This window comes from Gluconobacter albidus, from assembly GCF_002005485.1.
Classification (GTDB): domain Bacteria; phylum Pseudomonadota; class Alphaproteobacteria; order Acetobacterales; family Acetobacteraceae; genus Gluconobacter; species Gluconobacter albidus.
This window is the reverse complement of sequence record NZ_CP014690.1, coordinates 211336-230379: the sequence shown is the minus strand read 5'-3', so window position 1 is coordinate 230379 and position 19044 is coordinate 211336. Positions and strand designations below refer to the sequence as shown.

Annotated in this window: 19 protein-coding genes; 14 read left to right on the top strand and 5 right to left on the bottom strand. The window is 62.0% G+C overall.

Going from position 1 to position 19044, the window contains the following annotated elements:
• The first annotated feature begins 39 nt into the window (after nucleotides 1–39).
• The 5 genes from A0U94_RS15455 (at nucleotide 40) to A0U94_RS15435 (ending at nucleotide 6074) form a co-directional block, all read left to right on the top strand.
• Nucleotides 40–1224 (top strand): hypothetical protein, encoded by a 1185-nt coding sequence (locus A0U94_RS15455; RefSeq protein ID WP_077804205.1) that lies wholly within the window; start codon nucleotides 40–42, stop codon nucleotides 1222–1224.
• Nucleotides 1225–1234: 10 nt separating this feature from the next.
• Nucleotides 1235–1768, top strand: coding sequence for a hypothetical protein (locus A0U94_RS15450; protein ID WP_077804204.1), 534 nt, complete (start codon nucleotides 1235–1237; stop codon nucleotides 1766–1768).
• Between the two features lie 102 nt (nucleotides 1769–1870).
• On the top strand, nucleotides 1871–2302 hold the full coding sequence (locus tag A0U94_RS15445) for a hypothetical protein (protein WP_077804203.1): 432 nt from the start codon (nucleotides 1871–1873) through the stop codon (nucleotides 2300–2302).
• 6 nt (nucleotides 2303–2308) lie between these two features.
• Nucleotides 2309–2956 (top strand): hypothetical protein, encoded by a 648-nt coding sequence (locus A0U94_RS15440; RefSeq protein WP_207728952.1) that lies wholly within the window; start codon nucleotides 2309–2311, stop codon nucleotides 2954–2956.
• Nucleotides 2957–2969: 13 nt separating this feature from the next.
• A complete protein-coding gene (locus tag A0U94_RS15435) occupies nucleotides 2970–6074 on the top strand; it encodes a secretion protein (protein WP_077804202.1) in 3105 nt (1034 codons plus the stop codon).
• Between the two features lie 43 nt (nucleotides 6075–6117).
• Here A0U94_RS15435 and A0U94_RS15430 read toward each other — a convergent pair whose 3' ends face one another.
• Together A0U94_RS15430 and A0U94_RS15425 are read right to left on the bottom strand one after the other, a co-directional pair.
• On the bottom strand, nucleotides 6118–6405 hold the full coding sequence (locus A0U94_RS15430) for a type II toxin-antitoxin system RelE family toxin (RefSeq protein ID WP_077804201.1): 288 nt from the start codon (nucleotides 6403–6405) through the stop codon (nucleotides 6118–6120).
• Entirely contained in the window at nucleotides 6362–6658 is a 297-nt protein-coding gene (locus A0U94_RS15425) for a type II toxin-antitoxin system RelB/DinJ family antitoxin (protein WP_077804200.1), read from the bottom strand. Before A0U94_RS15425 ends, A0U94_RS15430 begins: the two co-directional genes overlap by 44 nt.
• A gap of 224 nt (nucleotides 6659–6882) precedes the next feature.
• Between A0U94_RS15425 and A0U94_RS15415 the strand changes: the two genes are divergently transcribed.
• The 9 genes from A0U94_RS15415 to A0U94_RS15375 are packed head-to-tail and all read left to right on the top strand — an operon-like array spanning nucleotide 6883 to nucleotide 14564.
• Complete coding sequence (locus A0U94_RS15415) at nucleotides 6883–7335, top strand: DotD/TraH family lipoprotein (RefSeq protein WP_077804198.1); 453 nt, start codon at nucleotides 6883–6885, stop codon at nucleotides 7333–7335.
• Nucleotides 7328–8326 (top strand): type IV secretory system conjugative DNA transfer family protein, encoded by a 999-nt coding sequence (locus A0U94_RS15410; protein WP_077804197.1) that lies wholly within the window; start codon nucleotides 7328–7330, stop codon nucleotides 8324–8326. Before A0U94_RS15415 ends, A0U94_RS15410 begins: the two co-directional genes overlap by 8 nt.
• Nucleotides 8323–9489, top strand: coding sequence for a type IV pilus twitching motility protein PilT (locus A0U94_RS15405; protein ID WP_077804196.1), 1167 nt, complete (start codon nucleotides 8323–8325; stop codon nucleotides 9487–9489). The genes A0U94_RS15410 and A0U94_RS15405 overlap by 4 nt, the downstream gene beginning before the upstream one ends.
• Entirely contained in the window at nucleotides 9489–9737 is a 249-nt protein-coding gene (gene icmT / locus A0U94_RS15400; RefSeq protein WP_077804195.1) for an IcmT/TraK family protein, read from the top strand. Before A0U94_RS15405 ends, icmT begins: the two co-directional genes overlap by 1 nt.
• Nucleotides 9734–10153 (top strand): hypothetical protein, encoded by a 420-nt coding sequence (locus A0U94_RS15395; RefSeq protein ID WP_077804194.1) that lies wholly within the window; start codon nucleotides 9734–9736, stop codon nucleotides 10151–10153. The genes icmT and A0U94_RS15395 overlap by 4 nt, the downstream gene beginning before the upstream one ends.
• Nucleotides 10150–10647, top strand: coding sequence for a lytic transglycosylase domain-containing protein (locus tag A0U94_RS15390; RefSeq protein WP_077804193.1), 498 nt, complete (start codon nucleotides 10150–10152; stop codon nucleotides 10645–10647). The genes A0U94_RS15395 and A0U94_RS15390 overlap by 4 nt, the downstream gene beginning before the upstream one ends.
• On the top strand, nucleotides 10644–11807 hold the full coding sequence (locus A0U94_RS15385; RefSeq protein ID WP_077804192.1) for a secretion/conjugation apparatus DotM-related subunit: 1164 nt from the start codon (nucleotides 10644–10646) through the stop codon (nucleotides 11805–11807). Before A0U94_RS15390 ends, A0U94_RS15385 begins: the two co-directional genes overlap by 4 nt.
• On the top strand, nucleotides 11804–12244 hold the full coding sequence (locus A0U94_RS15380; protein WP_077804191.1) for a hypothetical protein: 441 nt from the start codon (nucleotides 11804–11806) through the stop codon (nucleotides 12242–12244). The genes A0U94_RS15385 and A0U94_RS15380 overlap by 4 nt, the downstream gene beginning before the upstream one ends.
• A gap of 4 nt (nucleotides 12245–12248) precedes the next feature.
• Nucleotides 12249–14564 (top strand): type IV secretory system conjugative DNA transfer family protein, encoded by a 2316-nt coding sequence (locus A0U94_RS15375; protein WP_077804188.1) that lies wholly within the window; start codon nucleotides 12249–12251, stop codon nucleotides 14562–14564.
• Between the two features lie 215 nt (nucleotides 14565–14779).
• Here A0U94_RS15375 and A0U94_RS15810 read toward each other — a convergent pair whose 3' ends face one another.
• The 3 genes from A0U94_RS15810 to A0U94_RS15365 all read right to left on the bottom strand — a co-directional run bounded on the left by A0U94_RS15810 (nucleotide 14780) and on the right by A0U94_RS15365 (nucleotide 19039).
• Nucleotides 14780–15349 carry a DUF6037 family protein gene (locus A0U94_RS15810; protein WP_149026845.1) on the bottom strand — a complete coding sequence of 190 codons (570 nt, stop codon included), beginning with the start codon at nucleotides 15347–15349 and terminating at the stop codon, nucleotides 14780–14782.
• A 166-nt stretch (nucleotides 15350–15515) separates the two neighbouring features.
• Nucleotides 15516–18692: a MobF family relaxase gene (gene mobF, locus A0U94_RS15370; protein WP_077804187.1), complete on the bottom strand. Its 3177-nt coding sequence runs from the start codon at nucleotides 18690–18692 to the stop codon at nucleotides 15516–15518.
• The gene (locus A0U94_RS15365) at nucleotides 18689–19039 is read right to left on the bottom strand and encodes a hypothetical protein (RefSeq protein ID WP_077804186.1); all 351 of its coding nucleotides are present in this window, start codon (nucleotides 19037–19039) and stop codon (nucleotides 18689–18691) included. The genes mobF and A0U94_RS15365 overlap by 4 nt, the downstream gene beginning before the upstream one ends.
• Nucleotides 19040–19044 lie beyond the last annotated feature (5 nt).

The following is a 19044-nucleotide window of genomic DNA, read 5'->3' as shown; positions in this document are numbered from 1 at the left end:
CCGATCCTTCTGGCAGTCTCAGCCAGAAGGATCTTTTTTATGAGTTCCACAGTTCACCACCTGAACACCGAAGTCGCGCCGCGTCGGATGGAGCCCGTTCACGCAGCGCCACCACCGCCCGATCAGCATGACATCCTGTCTGATGATCCGGAGCGTCAGGACACCGAAACAACGGCCCACGACGACAGCCACGCGACGGAACCCGCACTGTCAGGCCCGGCTTCTTTTCTCACACCCCTCATCTCTCGCTACGAGGCTCTGACGCCGCGCCAGAAGCTCTATGGCGGTTCGGGCCTCGGGATCTGCGCGGTCCTGCTCGCGGGGATTCTTGCGACCAGTGGCCACCATCATCACCCTGTCTCGGCACCGGGTCAGGAAGTGGGCATGGACCAGACGGCCGCGCCCGTGGCTCAGGCCCCTGAACCTGCTCCGTCCGCACCGCCGCCCGCAAGCGCCGATCTGGCGGAAATGCAGACCCTCGGCCATCCTAAGACTGCCGCGGCCCCGCCTGCCTCCGTACCGGCCGCGAAAGCCGCGCCCGCTGCCGTCGTTGCAACACCGCCCGCACCGCCACAGTCCGCAGCAGCCCAGACGGATGCGCCTGCGGTTACACCTGCCGCGCCTCCTGCGGATCCCGTGCAGGCGGCTCATACTCTACAGGCCGCGCCCATGGCGACCCAGCAGCAGATCGACGTGCTTCAGCTCGTCACGGCCGAGGCCCGCGTCATCGAGCGCGAGCGGGGCGAAGTCGAAAAGCTGCGCCAGTCCCTTGCAGGACAGCGCAAGGCTGAAGAAGACAAGCTGAATGATCTGACACGGCGCATCTCCCTGGTCGAAGCCAGTCACGCCGTGACAGGTGCCGAGAACTCCGGTGCGGACGAAGCCGCTCAGGCCCATGCCGCTGCCGAAAAGGCCCGTGCCGCTCTAAGCGCTGCCATGAACGGGCCAGCGTCCAAGGCTCCGGCCCTCTCATCGTCGAGCGCCCCACCCGCTCCGGCCGCCGTCGCCGCACCGGCTCCAAAGCCTGCCTGGATCCATCATTACCGGATCGTTGCGGCCTCACCGCAGCTCGCCATGATCGAAGACAGCGCGGCCCCGAGCGGTCAGGACCGTCAGTTCGAGGTGGGTGTTGGCACGGTCATTCCGGGCTACGGCGCGGTCCTGACCATCAGCCAGCAGGGCGCCACCTGGGTTCTGCACACGGCCCATGGCGACCTGAACTGAGGAGGCCACCATGGAAGGCCTTGTCAATCTCGTCCACGAAATCGCCGTTGGCATGGGCTGGCTCCTGCCCACGGCCTGCTATGCGGCGGCCGTGTCCTGCCTGATCTTCAGCCTGATCGGGATCTATCAGTATTACCACCCGACCATTCAGGCCCTGCAGGACAAGCCCTGGCTGCCCTATCTGTCCCTCGTGCTGTGCGGTGTCTTCGCCTCGTTCAACGTCATCCTCACCAAAAGCACGGCCTCGGCCGGAACGGACGTGCAGGTCACTCTGGGCGACGCAGCCACCAGCTACAGCACGGCGGACAGCCTGATCACCGGCACCGGCCCCAAAGACGCAATCATGGCGATCATCAAGGACTTCGCCCTGTTCTTTCAGATGTTCGGGGCCTGGACGTGCTTCTTCGCCGTCCTGACCTGGTTTGCCATCCAGAGAGGCCGCTCGAACCGCGAACGCCTTGGCTGCGGCATCCAGTACGTCTTTGGCGTCATGCTCCTCAATCCGGTCAAGGACGCGACCTGGATCCTCTCTTTCTGGCCCTGAAACGGGCTGACGAAAAAAATACCTCTCTGCCGCCTCAGTCGCAGATCACGCGGTCAGATTGATCGGCAGAGGGGATTGTCCCTCACAACGGAGAACCAACTCATGACATCCCACACAACCCCGTCTGCTTCCCGCGCTCTCACGAAGATCGGCGCAACCGTCGCGACAGCCACCATGCTGCCGATGGTCATGGCCGGTAACGCTCTTGCCGCTGCTGGTGGAACGGCGTCGAGCAACGGTCTTGGACAGCAGATCCAGAACATGGCGCAGGAAGGCACGGACACCATCGGTGTCGGGTCTGCCGCAGCCCTTTACGGTCTGGCCATTGTCGCCCTCGTGACGGGCATCGTGCTGTTCTACAAATCCCAGAAGGAAGAAACCAAGCGTCCCGGCATGGCTGTTGCAGGCGTCGTCTGCTTTGTTCTGGCCGGTGTGGCTGCGACGGGTCCGAAGTGGATCAACAACTCTGCGAACACGGCCTCCAACGGGAATGCTGAAATCAGCAATACCGCCAAGAGCTACCAGTTCCAGTAAGCCGACATGACTTCCGATCCGTTCTTCCTCCAGCCTGGTCTCGACCAGGAGATCCGGCCCGGGAAAGACGGGTCGAATGGGTCTTTCACCTGCGCGTGCTGCGGCCTGCCGTCGCCCGGTGCAGGTCTCCCCTGGACCGGTCCCTCCTCAGAGGCCGGTTTCCGGGTCTGCCCGGTGTGTAATCTTCTTCAGGACACGTCGCGGGCAGCCATCGACGCCGAAGCCATGCTCGTCTGGTGGCCCGAAATGTCCCAGGCCCGCCTGATGTTCCTCGCCCGGACCGCCCATCAGACGCTCCGCCTGATGGCCCGCCAGCAGGGTCAGTCTGACCGCCAGTTCTGGGAAACCATCCTCAAGGCTATCCCGGACCCGTTGCTCGGCACGCAGTTTTCCCCCTCTTTCCGCACACCCATGACGCTCCTGCGTCTGCTCGAAAGTCGGCGCGCGGAAGCCGAGCACCGGCTGCAATCGGGCTCCATCCGTCAGGTCACAACGGCCATGCGCCTGTGTGGCAGCGCCGATGAAGCCGTCCGACGCAATCTCGATCTGCTCCGCGCAGGCCTTCGTATTCTGCCGACCGGCAGACTGCTCGACGCTGGCGCTGACGTTTATCCGGCCTTCCTCGACAAGGCCCTTGCTCTTACCCCATCCTGACGCGGAGTTTCCAATGTCTGGCTTTTTGACCGAGTTGCTTGCCAGCGCGAGCCTCTTCCTTCGTCAGCCCCTCGAATCCTTTTGCGACGTCGAGACCAATCACACAGATGCCGTACATCACGACCGGCTCGTGACGCTGCGGGGCGAGTACGTCTCTGTCCTGCGCGTGAACGGTCTGCGCACCATGTGCTCGCGTGCGGACGTGGAGGCCATCGCCGAGCAACAGCGCATCGAGCTGCAAGGCCTTCTCGAAGGCACTGGCCATGCGATCGAAGGCTGGTACATCTCCGATCCCGATCAGGCCCGCGTGGCCGTCGATCTGCTCGCGCTCAACGGATGCGAGCAGATTTCACGCATGATGAACGCCGACTTCCACGACATCATCAATGAGCGCCGCCTGCGGTGGCCTCAGGTGATGCGGTGGGAAGATGCCTGCTACATTCTGTGGACCCGACCGGCCGTTCTGACGCGTGAAGAAAAGAAGCAGGTGGCGGCGGAGCGGAAAGAGCAGGTCAAGGCGTGGCCAAAAGCGGGGAGCGGCCAGCGCTTTACCCTGCGCTCCGAACTGATGGCCGGTCGTCACGACGCCTTTGTCGCGCGCGTGCAGGACAGCATGTCCAATCTCGGTATTTCCACGACGCTTCTGCGCGCCGATGAATCCATCACGCTGGCGCGTGAGACGCTCTATCGCGAGACGGCCGGAAGCGGCTGGAAGCCGACGCTAGTAGGCGATCGTGTCATGGCGCGGCTCCCGGATGACGAAAAACAGAGCAAAAAGACTGAAAATCTGCTCTGGCCGTCCCTGCGCGACCAGATCTTTAATGCCGACGCCGAAAATCAGGGCGGTCAGCTCGTGACGGTCGGCGACTACACCTATGCGCCCGTGGACATGCTTCTCGGTCCCGAGGATCCGCGCCCGTTCTCCGAACTGCTCAACACTCTGGGCCGCAAGCGCCTACCCTGGCGGAGTTCCATCATCCTTGAAGGCGGTGGCAAGGCCGCGTTCGCGATCAAGGAAACGGGGGCCACGATGCTTGGCATGTTTCCGGGCAACAAGGACATCACGCGGGCGTTTCAGGCGATCAAAACCAAGCGCGAGAAGGAAAACCATAATTCCGTCCGGATGCGGATGACCGCCAGCACCTGGGCTCCGGTCGGCGAAGACAAGCTGCTGCGTCGCCGTGCGGCCGATCTGTCCCAGGGCATTGAAAGCTGGGGCGGCTGCAAAACGACCCGGGTACCGGGCGATCCGCTTGAGGCCGCCATGGGATCGGTGCCCGTGCTCTCTCTGGGCTCTACGGCCACCCCGTCTCTTGCGCCTCTGGGGGATGCCATGGGCATGATGCCGTGGATGCGAAGCGCCTCCCCCTTCCCGCAAGGCTCCATCCTTTTTCGCAAGCCCGATGGCGGGATCTGGCCGTTCGATCCGACTGGCGGTGGTGTGCGCGAACATATCGCGGATATTATCGTAGCCCCCCCAGGCAGCGGTAAGACCGTGCTCGGAAACACCATTCTTCTCGGCCTGCTCCTGAGTTCTGCCGCTATGGGCAATAATGGCGTCAAGCTGCCGCTGCTGGCGAAGCTGGACATCGGCCATGCGTCTCTCGGCTTCATCGAAATGGTCCGCAACGCGCTCGGGCCAGATCGTGCCCATGAGGCCATCTTCGTGGAAATGCAGATGGCTCCGGGGTTTGAGGTCAATATCTTCGACCTTCAGGTCGGCCTCGAATACCCGCTGCCGCTCGAAGAGGTCGCGATCGACAATTTCGTGTCGCTGCTGGCCACACCGCTCGATGGCATCCCGTTCGAGGGGATGGACCAGCTCGTCGGCGATGTGATCCCGGAGGCCTACCGTCAATGCACGGGCTTTGCGGGCGGCAATCCGAAGCACTACCGCGAAGGAATCGAGCCCAGTGTGGATGAGGCCATCCACCGCCTCGGCCTCCAGCTCCCGCACCACGCTGCGGCCGAAGGCGATCTCGACAGCGCGGATCCGACCTGGTGGCGGGACGTGGTGACGGCTCTGATCGCTGCGGGCGAGCATCGTCTGGCAGGGATGGCCCAACGTCACGCGGTTCCGATTCTTCAGGATCTGATTGCAGCGGCCCGCGCGCCGGAGATCTTCAATCGCTATTCCAAGATCATCCTGCCGACGCACGAGACGCTCATTGATGCGTTCGAGCGCTATATCATGGCGGCGATCAAGAAATATCCGACGCTCTCAGAGCCGACCCAGCTTGATCTCGGTGATGCCCGGATCATCGTGCTGGATCTGGCCCGTGTCGCGCCACAGGGTTCAGAGAGTGCAAACCGGCAGACGGCCCTGATGTATATGCTCGGCCGTTACCTGATCGGCCGTAACTTCTTCCTGCACCCGGAATATGCGGATCTGCCGGTCATGCCGGACGATGTGCGGGAGTATCACCGCAGCCGCTTCACCGAGATGAAAGAGACGATCAAGCGCCTCGATTTCGAAGAGTGGCATCGTCCCAAGGAGGCTCCGCAGGTCGATAAGCAGGCGATCCGCGACGTTCGTGAAGGCCGTAAGCACAACGTCCAGCTTTCGTTCATCAGCCAGCGCAGCGGCGATTTCAGCGCCGATCTCGTCGGCCAGTCCACGGCCCGCTGGATCCTGAAATGCGGCGACGAGCGCGAGGCCAACGAGATGATCGAGAACTTCAAGCTCACACCTGCCAGCGCCTATGTAGTGCGCAACCGCCTGCCCGGTCCAGGCCGCAACGGTGCGCCGTTCTTCGTGGTGATGAACGCGGCCGAGGGCAAATACGAGCAGCTTCTGGTCAATGTGCTCGGCCCCATCGAACTCTGGGCCTTCTCCAGCACGCCGAACGATACCGCATTGCGGTCGCGTCTCTTCGCCCGGATGCCCTCAAGCCGCGCCTTGCGGTGCCTTGCCATCGTGTTTCCAGGCGGGAGTGCGGAAAAGGAACTGGCACGCCGCAAGGCTCTGGCGATGAAAAGCTCGTTTCTTCAGGACGAACAGGCCCAACAGGGGGTCATGGACGCTTTGGTCGAGGAAATTCTCTCAGGTCAGGGCATTGCAGGCGGCTTGTACGAACGCCTGGAAGCCATGGACGAGCAACAACGGGCGGCGGCCTAGGACACACCACCGACAAAAGAAGGGGGCAAGAGCCCCCCTGTTTTCACAATCGGATTTTTGCAGTTTCATAAACTGCACTTTTGTCGCGCTTGCCGACAGCGATCAAAAGCACACTGATCTCCTGATCATGCACCTGATAAACGCCCCGGATGCCATCATCACGCAGTTTGATTTTATAACAGTTCGGCAAACCGCGTAGCTTGTTCTTTGGAACATGGGGGTTGTGCAGGATCTTGCGAAGTTTTTTTAAAAACCGTTCTGCAACGCTATAATCCAGAGCGTACAGTTCATCCCTTACGACTTCCGGGATGTCCAGAGAGTAGATCGTCAAGGCTCACGTTCCTCATAATTTCCCCCGGGTTCTTCAGGCGTTTCTTGACCAGATCAAGAAGAACGGCGTCATCGTCGCTCACGACTTCTTTGCGGATCGGCAGACGGTTGTTTCTGACGACATATTCAAGAACGTCCCGAAACAGGTCAGCAGGCGTCGTTCCGAGTTCCTTGACCTTCCTGAAGGACTCTTCTTTGAAATCGGCTTCGAGCCGCATTCCGAAATGGGCTGTGTTTGCAGTGATCTGGGGCATCGTGTCAGGATCTCTCTTTACTCTGCGGCACTCACTGGCACTCGCGTATCTTCTCTATCGGACCGACTTACTAGAAATGTTTGTCAAACATATGTTCAACAAAAGCAACACAAAAAAACGGGGTAAACAAGACTCATCCCTGAATGGCGATGAACCGCCGTAAGGTTTTTTTCTGAAAGTCGCAGATAGGCTCGCGATGATCCTTCCAACATCTGGAGGGATCCATGCGACACCACTACCTTCTGACACCCGTTCTTCTGCTGGCCCTCTCGGCCTGCGCCACCAAACCGCCCGAACCTGTTGCGACAACAGGCATGGCCAATCCCGAGCTTGCGCTGCAACGCGCCATCGCCACGACCGACGCGGATCTGGCCCAGCTCGGCACGTTGCGCCCTACCCCGCCGCCCATGACGCCGGATCCCGGCCTGCCCGCTGACCTCAAGCGTCAGGTCTGGTTCGTCTGGCAAGGGCCGCTTGAGCCTGCGGTGCGCAAACTCGGCAAGGACATCGGCTACAGCGTGACCGCGTTCGGCCCGCATCGAAAGGTCGCTGTCCAGATCAATGCCGTGGCCCCGGTGATTGACCACCTGCGCGCGCTCGGCGAGCAGGCGGGAGATCAGGCCACCGTCTCTGTCGATCCCCTCTCCCACGCAATCTCGGTGACGTACCATGGCTGATCGCGCCCTGCTCTGCGGCCTCGCAACGGCTGCCTTCCTCGCATTTCCCGCCCTCGCAGGTGCGGCCGACAACGGCACCATCATGCCGTCCACAAGCTCTCTTCCTCCGCCAGCCCGGAGCGGAACGCTCGTCTCCATGCCCAACCCGCCTGAACCAGGCGCGGATCAGGTCAACGCCAATGATGAGGCCCTGGGCAATCCGGCCAACACCCCGGTCACAGGCGCGCTTCAGCTCGACCGCATCACAGGCGGCGAGGCTCCGCCGTCTCTCGAAGCCTTGCAGGACGCGCGGCCGAACGATGAAGCAGGCGATGACCTGAAGCCGGGCCGACGCGAGCAGATCCGTCAGGCCGCACTGACCTACGGCGCACAGGGCGGACAGGCGGCGCGCTCTTTTGCCATCAATGAAATGCTGCGGCACAACGAGCCCATCCTCGACACGACCTTTGATTTCCGTCCCTTCGTCCTGCCGGTCGGTGATGGCCAGACCCTCATGCAGCCGCCGATCGTCAGTCAGGCGCAGATGGCCTTCGCCCTGAACGACACCGGCACCATCGCCCATGAAAGCCGCTGTGTCTTCGAGATTACCCGTGAGGCACAGCTCACCTCTGCCGCTCCGAACTGGCGCACCTATCTGATCCGCTCCTGGAACAGGCCGCGTCATCCGGCCTCATCCGCTTTGCCACACACCGACAAGGAAGTGCGGCACTGGAACGACTGGGTGGCCGAAGGCTGGGCCTCCGGAGAAAAGGTAGCGGATGAGATCTACCTGGCCGATCTCTCGCGCCTTCAGCGCGACATCACCGGCATGGCCCGCTACCGCGTCCTTCTGCGGGCCGGTCGTGTCGAAGAGCCGCGCGTGGTGTTCGAGAACCGTCAGGCCGTGGGCGGCGGGGACAGTCTGCATCTCGGCGACCGCGTGATCCGCATCACCGGGCAGCCCGGTCTTCAGGCCCGCACCCGTGTTGCCTATCCGGAGGACTGCCGATGAGCGCCGTCCTCAAACTGCGTGACGCTGACACCTGGGCGCACGAGCGGGCGAAGCGCGAATATCCCTGGGTCGCCGAAGCCCGGAAACATGCACCCGGTCTCGATGACTTCCTGAAATGGGCACACGGCCTCGGCGCGTCGCGGATTGACCTGCTGACCGGTCATCGCGCCACGCTGACGGTTCATGGCCGCAACCGCTACGCCACCATGGACCCCACGACATCGCTGGATCTCAAGCAGATCGTGGATCACGTCTATGGGGCGGACGGCTCGGCGCGTGTCCTGATCAGCCTTCAGCTCGATACGGCCTATAGCGTCACGCTCAACCGCCGTGAGTCCCTGCGCTTTCGGATCAATATATTTCCCGTACAGACCATGCGCGGCCCGGGCATGAATCTTGTCTTCCGGCCCATCCCGACCCTGCCGGACAGTCTGGATAAGCAGCGGGTCGAGCAGGAGATCCGCGACACCAACCTGCTCAGAAGCGGCATGGTGCTCACGGGAGGAGCGACGGGATCGGGCAAGACGACACTACAGTTCGGACTGATCCATGACCGGCTGATGGATCCGACCGTCTCGTGCAACATTTCCACAGGCGAGCAGCCGATCGAGTTCCTTTTCGACAGCCTCAAGCCCCCCAACGGCAACCGGATCACCCAGACCGAGATCCGCCCGCCCAATCTGACACCACCGCTGTTTGTCGAGGGCTCGATGCGCCGTGAAAACTCGGATCTGGTTCTCGGCGAATGTCGTGACGGCCCGACCATGGAGGCGGCCATCAACTGCGCCATTACAGGCGGCAAGCTCTCGACCACCATTCACGCCGATAACGGCCCGCTCATGATCCAGCGTGCCATTGCACTCTGCCCACGGGCTGAACGCGACAACCTCGTGAGCGCGCTGGCGCAGTCCCTGCGCTTTGTCATCAACCAGCGTCTTCTGGAGCGGGTCGGCGGGGGCCGTGTGGCTGTGCGCGAGTTCCTGACCTTTCATCAGGATCTGCGCCGTCAGCTTATGCGAACCGAAAGCGAGCTTTGGCCCGACCTCGTGGCGCAGGCCATCGAGAGCGACGGTCAGAGCTACGCCGTCGCTATCCGCAAAGCCCTGGAAGAGGGGCTGATTACTGAAAAGACGGCCAACGATGCCTGGAGGAGAGACGCCTGATGTGGCGCGCAACCGCACAACCTGTCCGTCTGGCTATCCTTGATGGCCGGGCCTGTCTCCCGCTCCTTGTGACGGTCACGTACTGGAGCTGGACGACGCTGTATATCGGCGCTCTGGGCACCGCCCTGTTTGCAACGATCAGCTTCTTTGGCCTGACGCTGCCGGCTGCCCTCAGAACTGTCCGTCGCCTCATCACCGGCCCCGTCCGGTCCGGGCGGCCGACCTGGAAGCGGAGGCGCTACGGATGACCCCCTCTCCTGCAGTCACGCTCCTGTCGGACGTTCTGGTCCGGGCCATCGACCGCAAGGGCCTCGGCGTCATTCTGAGCGATGCCACCAACTCAACCCCCTGCGCCAGTACGGTCGCGGCGTCCAGCAGCGGTTTCCTGCCAGCGTTCCTGATTACTGCCGAGGCGCTCTGGTTTGAAATGACTCGGCACGGCTTTGGGTTGAAGCTGGTCGATGATCCTGAAGCCGCCCTCGGCGTGACCGTCCTCGACCATGACGCGCAGTCTGCCGTGACGGTCCTGCTCTGTCTGCTCGACGTGCTGGATGCCCTCCCGGTTCAGAACGGGCAGATCAACCTGTGCGATCTGAACGGCCTCTGGCAGGCGAGCATGGCGCGTCTTCAGCCGGTCTCCGTCCAGAAGGAGCAAGCCGCATGAAAACCCGGATTTTCTTTCCGCTGGCCCTCGCGGCCCTCATCGCAGCCCCGGCTGCCTTGGCCGAGGACGATGGCGGACGCCAGATCGCAGCCTGCCTCAAAGAGTCAGCCCATAACGCGCATGTGCCAGCAGGCGTCATGCTGGTCCTGCTCTATGTCGAAGGCGGTCATCCCGGACAGGCCGTGCAGAATACGAACGGGACGTCCGATCTCGGCCCCATGCAGGTCAATACGATCCACGTCCCCGAGATTGCGCGGCACTGGCACACTACCCCGTCCCGTGCCTACGCGGCCTTGCGGAATAACTCCTGCGCCAATCTCGAAGCGGGCGGCTGGATCCTCGGGCAGGAAATGGCCAAGGCCCAAGGTGATCTCTGGCAGGCCGTCGCGGGCTATCACTCCCACACGCCCCGCTTTGGCACGGCCTATCTGAAGCGCTTTTACGAGATTTCCCAGACTCTGATCCGAACCAGCCATCAAGGAGACCCGGCATGAGCGGCACAGCTTCGCGGTCCTCAGGCTCGCGCTCGTCAGGCGAGATTACCCTGATGCTGGCCGGTGTTGCGCTGCTCGGCAGCGTTGTCCTGGCCTATATGGTCTGGTCAACCTTCCACACCGAGATCAGCCGCTTTTACTGCAAGGCCCTGATCTGGCAGATCGGCATCCTGCCGCGCACGCCTGAGCTGGCGCGTCTGAATCTCCAGCTTCATCAGGCCCTGCACCATCCGGCGTCCATTCGCCTGATCCAGCTCTATTACGGCCTGTCCATCGTCGGTCTGCAGCTCCGGTGGGTTGCAGTCCTGGTCGGCGGGATCTGCGCAGGTCTGTGTCTCTTCTTCGGGGAGAACAAGGCGCTGCGGGCTGTCCTTGATCTCGAAGGCCTGATTGCCGTGCAGGCAAAAATGTTTCCGACCCTGCGCGGGTTCGCCAAGCGCCGCATCACCCGGCTGGTTGCGCCTTCTAACGGGGCACCTCTTCCGGCCGACCCGGCCCTGACGGCTGACGAATGGCGCAGCCGCTTTGCCACGGCCGCCGATGGTAGTTTCAGTGAGGTCTGCGCGCAGGAAGCCTTCGAGCGTCAGCTCGGCCCGCGCTACACAACGGCCGGTCCGGGCGCGGCCCCACCTGCGGCCCAGGTGCTCTTTGCGGCCTTTGCGCTGCACAAACTCAAGCGTCGCGATGAGGCCATGACCCTGCTCGGGCAACTGTCAGAAGGTCTGACTGACGCAGGACTTGATGGCGATACCGGCCCGAAGGTCAGCCTGAAGGTGCCCGCAGCGGTCCTGAAGAACGCGCAGGACTTCCTTGCAGATCCCGATGTGCAGGCCACGATCGCGCAGAGCTGTAACCGTCACGGGTGGACCACGACCGCCCTTATGACGCTTCTGTGCGATGCCCGCTTTGAGGCTGGTGTGCTGGCGCCGCCCGCCTTCGCCATCATCAAGCTCATCGACCGGCCGCTTTGGTACGCCCTGCACTCTCTGGGCTACCCCAGTGAAAACCCGAACGAAGACGTGCATCCCAATCCCCGGATCGAAGCCGCTGGCGCCCGTGCCCACTGGTCCGAGGAACAGCGTCTGCGTCGCCCCCTCTACATCCCGGTGCTTGATCGCGCCCTCTCCACGCTCCGCTCCACTTGGAAGACAGTTTCATGACCCGCATCATTCTCCAGCACGGCCAGAACGCTCCCCTCACGCTCGACATCGAGGAGGGAAACACGGCCCCGATCCATCTCCATTTTCCGCAAGCCCTGCCACCCGCGGCCGTTCAGGCCGAGATCGTCCCGGCTGGAACTCAGGCCGTCGCACCTGGCCGGATCCGCCGCTTCCTGCCGGTTGCCGCAACAGCCGCCGTCTGTGCCGGTCTGTTGTACACTTTTGGGGGCCTGCACGCGTCGGCTCCCACCATGCCGGAATCCGCACCTCTTCCGCCGTTGCCCTCCAGCGGCCCGCTGGAGACTCAGCCGCAAGCTGCGGCACCCACGGCACCACAACAGATCCTGAAGGCGCTGCATCAGCCCGCCCATCTGGAAATGCCATCCCCGGCACCCGCGCCCGCGCAGGCCGGTTCGCCATTCGGTCTGGAGCACTGAGGCCATGACGGCTCGCAAGATTGGTGCCCCCCTTGGCCATCAGCAGGTCGAGCGGGGAAAGACATACCGCGATACCCGCCCGTTCTGGACGAAAACGAAGGAAGAGCTGCGTTCCCCTCTGGCCGGATGGCTTGGCTTCGTCGGGGTCGGTCTGGGCTGGTTCGTGCCCGCGATAGATGGCGCGCTGATCCTCGCGGCCCCGGCCGTCGCGGCTTGGGTGGTCCTCCGTCCTGAGCGCCTCCCGCTCCACATGCCGCGTTACAGCGGGCTGAAGGATGCGAACGATCTCAATCCCAAAGATCGCAAGGCCCGTCAGGCCAACGGCATTCTCTATCTCGGCACGGAAGCCCGCACCCGACGCCAGCTCTGGATGTCCTCTGACGCGGCCCGTCAGCACGCGGCCATTCCGGGCACCACCGGATCAGGCAAGACCACGGCCATTGTCTCCCTGATGACGAACGCCCTGGCCCATGGCTCCGGCTGCATCCTCGTGGACGCCAAGGGCGACAACACGGTCTACGGCGATGTGCTGGCCCTCGCAAGGCGGTTTGGGCTCGATGACCAGGTGCTGGCGCTGAACTTCCTCGCCGCCTCCGGCACCCGGGATTCCAACACCTTCAACCCGTTTGCCACCGGGAATGCGGACGCCATTCGCGAAATGCTGGTCAGCCAGCTTGGCGAACAGTCGGCCAATGATTCCAATGGCGTGTTCCGCGACCGCGCTGTCGGCCTCATCGGCACAGTGGTTCCGGCCCTCGTCTGGATGCGCGACACGCACGGCATCCCCATCAATATCGACGCCATCCGCTATGCGACCGACCTGCGCTGGATCGGCACCCTCGCCCGGCACAAGGTCTTCCTCATTCGCAATCCCGGTTCCAATCAGGCCATCGAGCGCAGGGTCGAGGATATTCCGGACGATGTGCTCTGGCCACTTCAGGCCTACCTCGGCGAGCTGCCCGGTTATGATTCCTCTCTGGAGTGGAACGCCCAGAAGGAAAATAGACCGTCCGAGCAGCACGGCTATGCCAAGATGTATTTCTCGCGCGTCTTCACCCAGCTTGGCGTGAGTTTGGGGCATATCTTCAGTGCGGAGACGGCCGACATCATCATGCGCGATGTGGTCCTGAACCGCCGCATCCTGATCGTCATCCTGCCATCGCTGGAAAACTCATCAGACAGTCTGGCGGGCCTGGGCAAGATCGTCGTGGCCTCGCTGCGCGGCGTCATGGCCCAGCTTCTCGGGGCCAAGCTGCACGGCTCTGCCAGCGAAGTGTTCAAGCTGAAGGCCGGTGCCGGCGATGCGCCGTTCCAGATCTTCTTCGATGAGTTGGCCGCCTATGTAACGGACGGCATGGACCGGATGCTCGCCATGGGCCGTGGCCTGAACTGCATGTTCTGGATCTCGTTTCAGGATCTGCCCGGCCTGACGGCCCGGATTGGCGAAAAGGCCTTCTCGCTTCTTGGCAATGCCAACCTTACCCATGCGCTCCGGCTTCAGGATGCCATGAAGACCCGTGAATGGCTGGAACAGCAGGCCGACAAGGTTGAGGTGACACAGGCCACCCGCGTGGAGAATGATGGCTACGGCTATTACAACGGCTCAGGGGCTGAGGTCCGCGAAGTTTCCCGTCTGCCCTGGAACGATTTGCAAAGCCTGATCGAAGGTGAGGCCGTGACGATGTTCGGCGGCCGCGTCATTCATTCCAAGACCTTCTTTGCCGACATCAATGGACGCTCCGGCGAGGTCCGCCGCGCCCGTCCGGTCATGCTCCCCTCTCCCAAGTCCGGGCATGGTGTGGATCCGGACGCCGAGACATGGGGCATTGTCGAAACGCTGGAGAATGGAGACTTCCAGATCGAGACCGGCAGCTCGAACCTCCCGCCAGAGGTCAAGGCCCTGATCGGCAAGATCGCGAATGAAAACCATCGGGACAGCAAGGCCCTCATGGGCGATGTCAGTACGCACCTGACGGAAATCGCGTCTTACCTGCGGACGGCGACGACACAGGTACAGGCGGACGGAAGCACGCCGTTTGCCGGGATGCTGGCCTGGGGCCGCTTCCATCGCGACGATAACAAGGATGAAAGCCTTGTGCCTGCGCAGCCCATGGATGGGGCCTTTCTGGGGAAGGTCGAGCAACTGGAGCGCCTGGTTGGGAGCAGGACGGGGCGGACGCCTCGTCGTCGTGCTGTGCTGGTGCTGGCGACGCGCGATCAGATCAGGGTCCTTCCAGCCAATACGTCCGGAGCGAAGGGGGCGAACGAAAAAGAGATACTGGCATCTTTCCGCAAAATTGGGGAGCGCCTTCAGGCGTAACGTCGATCTGCGCAAGACGACTTAAGAGCAATGCAGAACGCTTCGAAAGGCTCGCATTGTCCCCAGCGATCCAGCCATAATAGCCAAAACAAAGCAGCCCTGATCCGCTGTGGCAGCTTTATCCGGAGACCAACGGTTTACTGTCCGCGGACACCAAACATGATGAGGCCATCCGGATTGGGGCGAGTATTCACCTCGCCCTTCTCAAAAAGCCATTAACCAGGAAAGCCTCCAGGCGCCACAGCTCTTTGGGCATCTCTTTCTATTGCAGTCCAGCAAGAGGAGATACGCTGCTGCCTGCAATAATCGGCGTAGGCCAATCCAAAAGAAAACAGAGTCCGCCTATAATTACCATCGGTTACTTGTTGATTGACTGGTAGTTGTCTCCACCCATGAAAATATGGCCGCTCAGCATCCTCAACAAAACGTGCAGGTGCGGGTACTTGATGAGGATCAGGGACTACTAAAGGGTTCGCGCCATTCGGTATCTGCCCACTAGCAGCAAAATTTTGTAAAAAGGCAGAGGTAGAAAACGGCATAGCAGGGTCATAACGCAAACCCAAATAATTGCACAGCCTTCTATATTCTTCATTGTCCAGAAAAGCGTCAAAATGAAGATTTAACGTCCCGTAAAATATAAATGCAAACGGGTTTACACCGGTAGCCCCAAAAAGTAGGGCTAAGGGTTTGTTGTTTTTTCCGGATTCTCTAGTGAATACTACCGAGAAATGTACACCATTTCTCTCGTAGGGAAAAACGCATCGCTGAATACCCTGATCAACCATGCTATCCAGGAGGGGCCGGAGCTCATTCATCGCAACCATAACACATCTCTCTACCGCAAAGTTTTTGAGCTTCGGAACGAGCTCCCATAGTTCCACTTCTGTTCTATGTGAGGTCATTTCAAGTGTTTGGGGCGTCTTTTCGTCAGGCTTGAAAGCATTCCCAAGCTTAGCCGGAAGGAGAGAGATGCTCCGAAAGCTTCATTACCCGTCTTGCGCGCAAGTCGCGCTCTTCTTGAGACGCAACAGAAGCACTGGCTGCCAGAAGCTCCTCAATCTGACGGTCAAGATCTTTCAGTCTCGGCCGCGCCGTCTTTTCTAAGGTAATCGCCTGAACCCGGTCCGCGACCTCGCGCCCGTAGTCCCGGCCCTCCTGCGCCATCTCCTCCTGCATCTTGCCGAGACGGATCAGTTCCTGAACGTGCTTCTCCCGTTCCTCCTGGGACGTAAAAGGCAGATCCATGCCAAGCGCCTTATAAGGCTTGTTGGACATGCCCTTGGCCACATGGTTCCACAGATCGTCACTGGTGATCTCCGTCGTATCACCGAGCGCGCGCCCGTTGCGCACGGCCTCAAATGTCGCGCCGTCTGAGATCATGGTCCAGGTCGTGCCTTTGGCGCGGCTCTCCGCCACGTAGGACGTGAACCCGGTTGCCGTCGCGACACCTCGCGGGAGCGCGTTGATATGCTCGTCAGACGTGAGGCCCTGGGCGGCATCAATGGTCATGGCATGACCGAAGCCAAGCAGGATCCGGCCGGTCTTGTGGTCCTTCAGCCGACGCCACTCAACATCTGCCTCCCGACCATCCTTCATCCGGACGCGCAGGCCGTCCTTGCCGTGCGAGACAACCTCCACGACATCGCCATTGTTGCCAACGGTGGTCCCTTTCCCTTCGACCGCCCCCCAGGTGCGCCGGAAAAGGCGCAGTCTGTCTCCGGCCGCCACCTGAAGCTCGTAGGCCTCGCCGCGCTGATCGACCGCATCGAGCTTGACCTCATCGCGGGAGATTTCGCCACGCTCCTGCAGGATCCTGCGCACGGCGCGGCTGAGATCGGCCGCGTCCTGATTGGTCAGGGCCGACATGCTGATGCCACGCGTTGAGCCGGACGCGGCCAGGGCGTCGCGGCGTGTGACATACAGCTCGGCAATCTGTTGCAGCACTTCGTCCTGGTCGCCGCCGACCAATCGGATCGTGCCATCCTCACGCTTCATGTCGATCGCACGGCGCACCTCTTCGAGGTGAAAGGCGTTGCGGGGATCGTCCGAGTTCTCCTCGTCCCGGTTGGCGTAGGCGGCCTTCCCTTTGGGTCGAAGCGCTTCCAGCGCATCCGCACTCGGCTTCTCGCCACGAAACAGTCCGGCAATCTCACGATTGCGGGCGGTCGTCTGGCGGACCGTGGAGAGCAGCTCCGGCATGTCCTCCTTGGCCAGAACCCTGCGCAGGATCTCGACGGTATCACCGGCCTCAATGGACTGTGCCTGCTCCCGATCACCCAAGGCCTTGATGGTACAGCCGCTCGCGCGTTGCAGCTCCAGAAGCTGAAGCATCTGGCGCGGTGCGATCTGCCCGACCTCGTCAATGACCAGCACCGTGTTCTCGTCCACCGTCTGCTCGCCTTTCTCCAGGCGGCTCAGGAACGGCATCATGGCGTAGCGCTGATGAATGCCGGCATCGCCAAGCGCATCGGCCTGACGCCAGGCCGTCGCAAGGCCGATCATCTCACGGCCCTTCTCCGAAAACCGGGTATCGCGCTTCCAGGCATCCACAAGCGGCTTAAGCAGCGTTGTCTTACCGGAGCCGGCAACGCCCGTGAGCATCGAGATCTTTCCGGCCTTCCCCAGGGCATAGATTGCCGCCTTCTGGGATTGGCCGTGCTCGTTGTCAAAATCGAGGTCGCAGCGCTCGATGGCCTCTGTGAGTTGGGCATCCGAAAGGGAAGCGCTGCGATCCGCCGAGGCCCTTACGGCTTCTTTGGCGAGCGTCTCTTCGACCCGGATCTGGGCCGTATTGGTCACGCGGACCCGATCATTCTTCATGCAGGACACGAGGCTGACCTGCTCGCCCCGGACCTCAAGCCCCTTGTCCTCGATCAGTTTGACGACCTGGTCAATGTCCTCAATGCCACCTGAGATCCCCGCACCGATGAGGCCGCGTGCCGCGTACATCCGCAGTTTGTCGTGATCGAGCACGGCAGCCGTCTCGAACTCCTTGCCGAGATGCTTGGCCGCAAACGCATAGGCCTGCTCGTGTCGCTCCGCGACCGAGAGTGCAGGAGCTTCGGCTGTATCGAGAACGCTGTGATGCTCCCACCCGATCTCGGCGGCGCGCTCGCGCCAGGCCTGAACGTCGTCGGCGGATTCATTCTTCTTCTGCCGGTGCGCCAGACTGGCGGCCTTGAGCATCTTGTTCTTCAGCTCGGCGGTCATGGCGTTCCAGTCATGACCTTCTTTCTCGGCATAGGCTCGCGCGGCCCGCGTCACCTCGGCCGTGCGGCTGGAGAAGGCGTCACAGGCCTCCTGCGGAACAGCGGAAATAACAGTCGCCTGCTCTTTGGCGTCGTAGGACTGCGCAATCCCGAGTTTGCGCAGCTCATCCGCCAGCTCCGCCTGGAAGAAGGCTCCGAACTCGTGGACGCGGGACCGCAGGCGCTTCGTGTCCAGCGAGCCTACATGGCCGCTGTCGGTGACAACGACATTGTAGAGCGAATTATGGATGTGCATCTGCGGATCGCCCCCGGTCGGAGCCTCGCGCAGGTAGGTTGTATCGGTCTCGGCATCATGCAGGGTCAGGGTCGGTCGAGACGTGCGGTGCCGGTAGGACGTCCAGGCGACTTCCCCGGCCTCTTCTCCGTCTTCCCCACCATGGCCGCGTCGGGCAAAGCCCAGCTCACGGGCCACATACTGCATGGTCGCGTCGTTGGCCCGCTGCACTGCGTTCCAGATCGCGGCTCCTTCGGCCTGTGTTGGCGCAAACTCGGCAGCCAGAGTGACCGATTTGTGCGGGGCCATGGTCAGGTCGTAGGCGCTGATCTTCCGCTTGGCCTGAGACCATTGCTCGCCATTGTCGGCGCGCTTGCCTTCGAACAGGGCCGCAAGTGTTTCGGTCGTCGGCATGGCCCGCCGATCCACGCCAAGCACATCGGCCATCTTCTGACTCATGCCCGGATTGAACGACGCCCTGCCATCCCGGCCGAGGTAGTAGTTCGTGAGGCGCTGACCGTCGCCGTCAGGCACCTTGCCGGTATCCGTGCGAAAATCGTGCTCCGGATCCGGCGCGCCCTCGGTGAAGTAGGCGGCGACGAACCGGCCGTTGCACTCCGCCGAGATCTTGCGGAAGGTCATCATGACGGGCGGCCGTCCTCTGCTTTCGTGCGAACCTTGCGGCCTTCAAGCAGGTCATTGTTGCGGGCGGTCGTATGGTCGATGCGCCTGATGACCGGCTCCTGATCCTTCATCAGCTCGACCAGGCGCGCGAGAATGTCGTCCAGTGTCGGGCCGTCCCCCTTCTCCGAGGGGGTCAGAAGCTCAATGAGGATACTCAGCTTTTCGCTGATGAACCGGATCTCTTCCCCCTGCTCGTCAGAGCGGGTGATGAGATGCTGAAGAAGCTCCCGGTCCGTAATATCGGTCTCGGGAGCGCGGTCGGGGGTCTGGGTCTGATCTGTCATGCTGGCAGGATAGAAAGCCCTCATGCGAC

Bases quoted from the DNA above. Each gene is read 5' to 3' on its own strand.
- A0U94_RS15455 (WP_077804205.1), top strand. From the start codon at position 40: ATGAGTTCCACAGTTCACCACCTGAACACCGAAGTCGCGCCGCGTCGG.
- A0U94_RS15450 (WP_077804204.1), top strand. From the start codon at position 1,235: ATGGAAGGCCTTGTCAATCTCGTCCACGAAATCGCCGTTGGCATGGGC.
- A0U94_RS15445 (WP_077804203.1), top strand. From the start codon at position 1,871: ATGACATCCCACACAACCCCGTCTGCTTCCCGCGCTCTCACGAAGATC.
- A0U94_RS15440 (WP_207728952.1), top strand. From the start codon at position 2,309: ATGACTTCCGATCCGTTCTTCCTCCAGCCTGGTCTCGACCAGGAGATC.
- A0U94_RS15435 (WP_077804202.1), top strand. From the start codon at position 2,970: ATGTCTGGCTTTTTGACCGAGTTGCTTGCCAGCGCGAGCCTCTTCCTT.
- A0U94_RS15425 (WP_077804200.1), bottom strand. From the start codon at position 6,658: ATGCCCCAGATCACTGCAAACACAGCCCATTTCGGAATGCGGCTCGAA.
- A0U94_RS15415 (WP_077804198.1), top strand. From the start codon at position 6,883: ATGCGACACCACTACCTTCTGACACCCGTTCTTCTGCTGGCCCTCTCG.
- A0U94_RS15410 (WP_077804197.1), top strand. From the start codon at position 7,328: ATGGCTGATCGCGCCCTGCTCTGCGGCCTCGCAACGGCTGCCTTCCTC.
- A0U94_RS15405 (WP_077804196.1), top strand. From the start codon at position 8,323: ATGAGCGCCGTCCTCAAACTGCGTGACGCTGACACCTGGGCGCACGAG.
- icmT (WP_077804195.1), top strand. From the start codon at position 9,489: ATGTGGCGCGCAACCGCACAACCTGTCCGTCTGGCTATCCTTGATGGC.
- A0U94_RS15395 (WP_077804194.1), top strand. From the start codon at position 9,734: ATGACCCCCTCTCCTGCAGTCACGCTCCTGTCGGACGTTCTGGTCCGG.
- A0U94_RS15390 (WP_077804193.1), top strand. From the start codon at position 10,150: ATGAAAACCCGGATTTTCTTTCCGCTGGCCCTCGCGGCCCTCATCGCA.
- A0U94_RS15385 (WP_077804192.1), top strand. From the start codon at position 10,644: ATGAGCGGCACAGCTTCGCGGTCCTCAGGCTCGCGCTCGTCAGGCGAG.
- A0U94_RS15380 (WP_077804191.1), top strand. From the start codon at position 11,804: ATGACCCGCATCATTCTCCAGCACGGCCAGAACGCTCCCCTCACGCTC.
- A0U94_RS15375 (WP_077804188.1), top strand. From the start codon at position 12,249: ATGACGGCTCGCAAGATTGGTGCCCCCCTTGGCCATCAGCAGGTCGAG.
- A0U94_RS15810 (WP_149026845.1), bottom strand. From the start codon at position 15,349: ATGGTTGATCAGGGTATTCAGCGATGCGTTTTTCCCTACGAGAGAAAT.
- mobF (WP_077804187.1), bottom strand. From the start codon at position 18,692: ATGATGACCTTCCGCAAGATCTCGGCGGAGTGCAACGGCCGGTTCGTC.
- A0U94_RS15365 (WP_077804186.1), bottom strand. From the start codon at position 19,039: ATGAGGGCTTTCTATCCTGCCAGCATGACAGATCAGACCCAGACCCCC.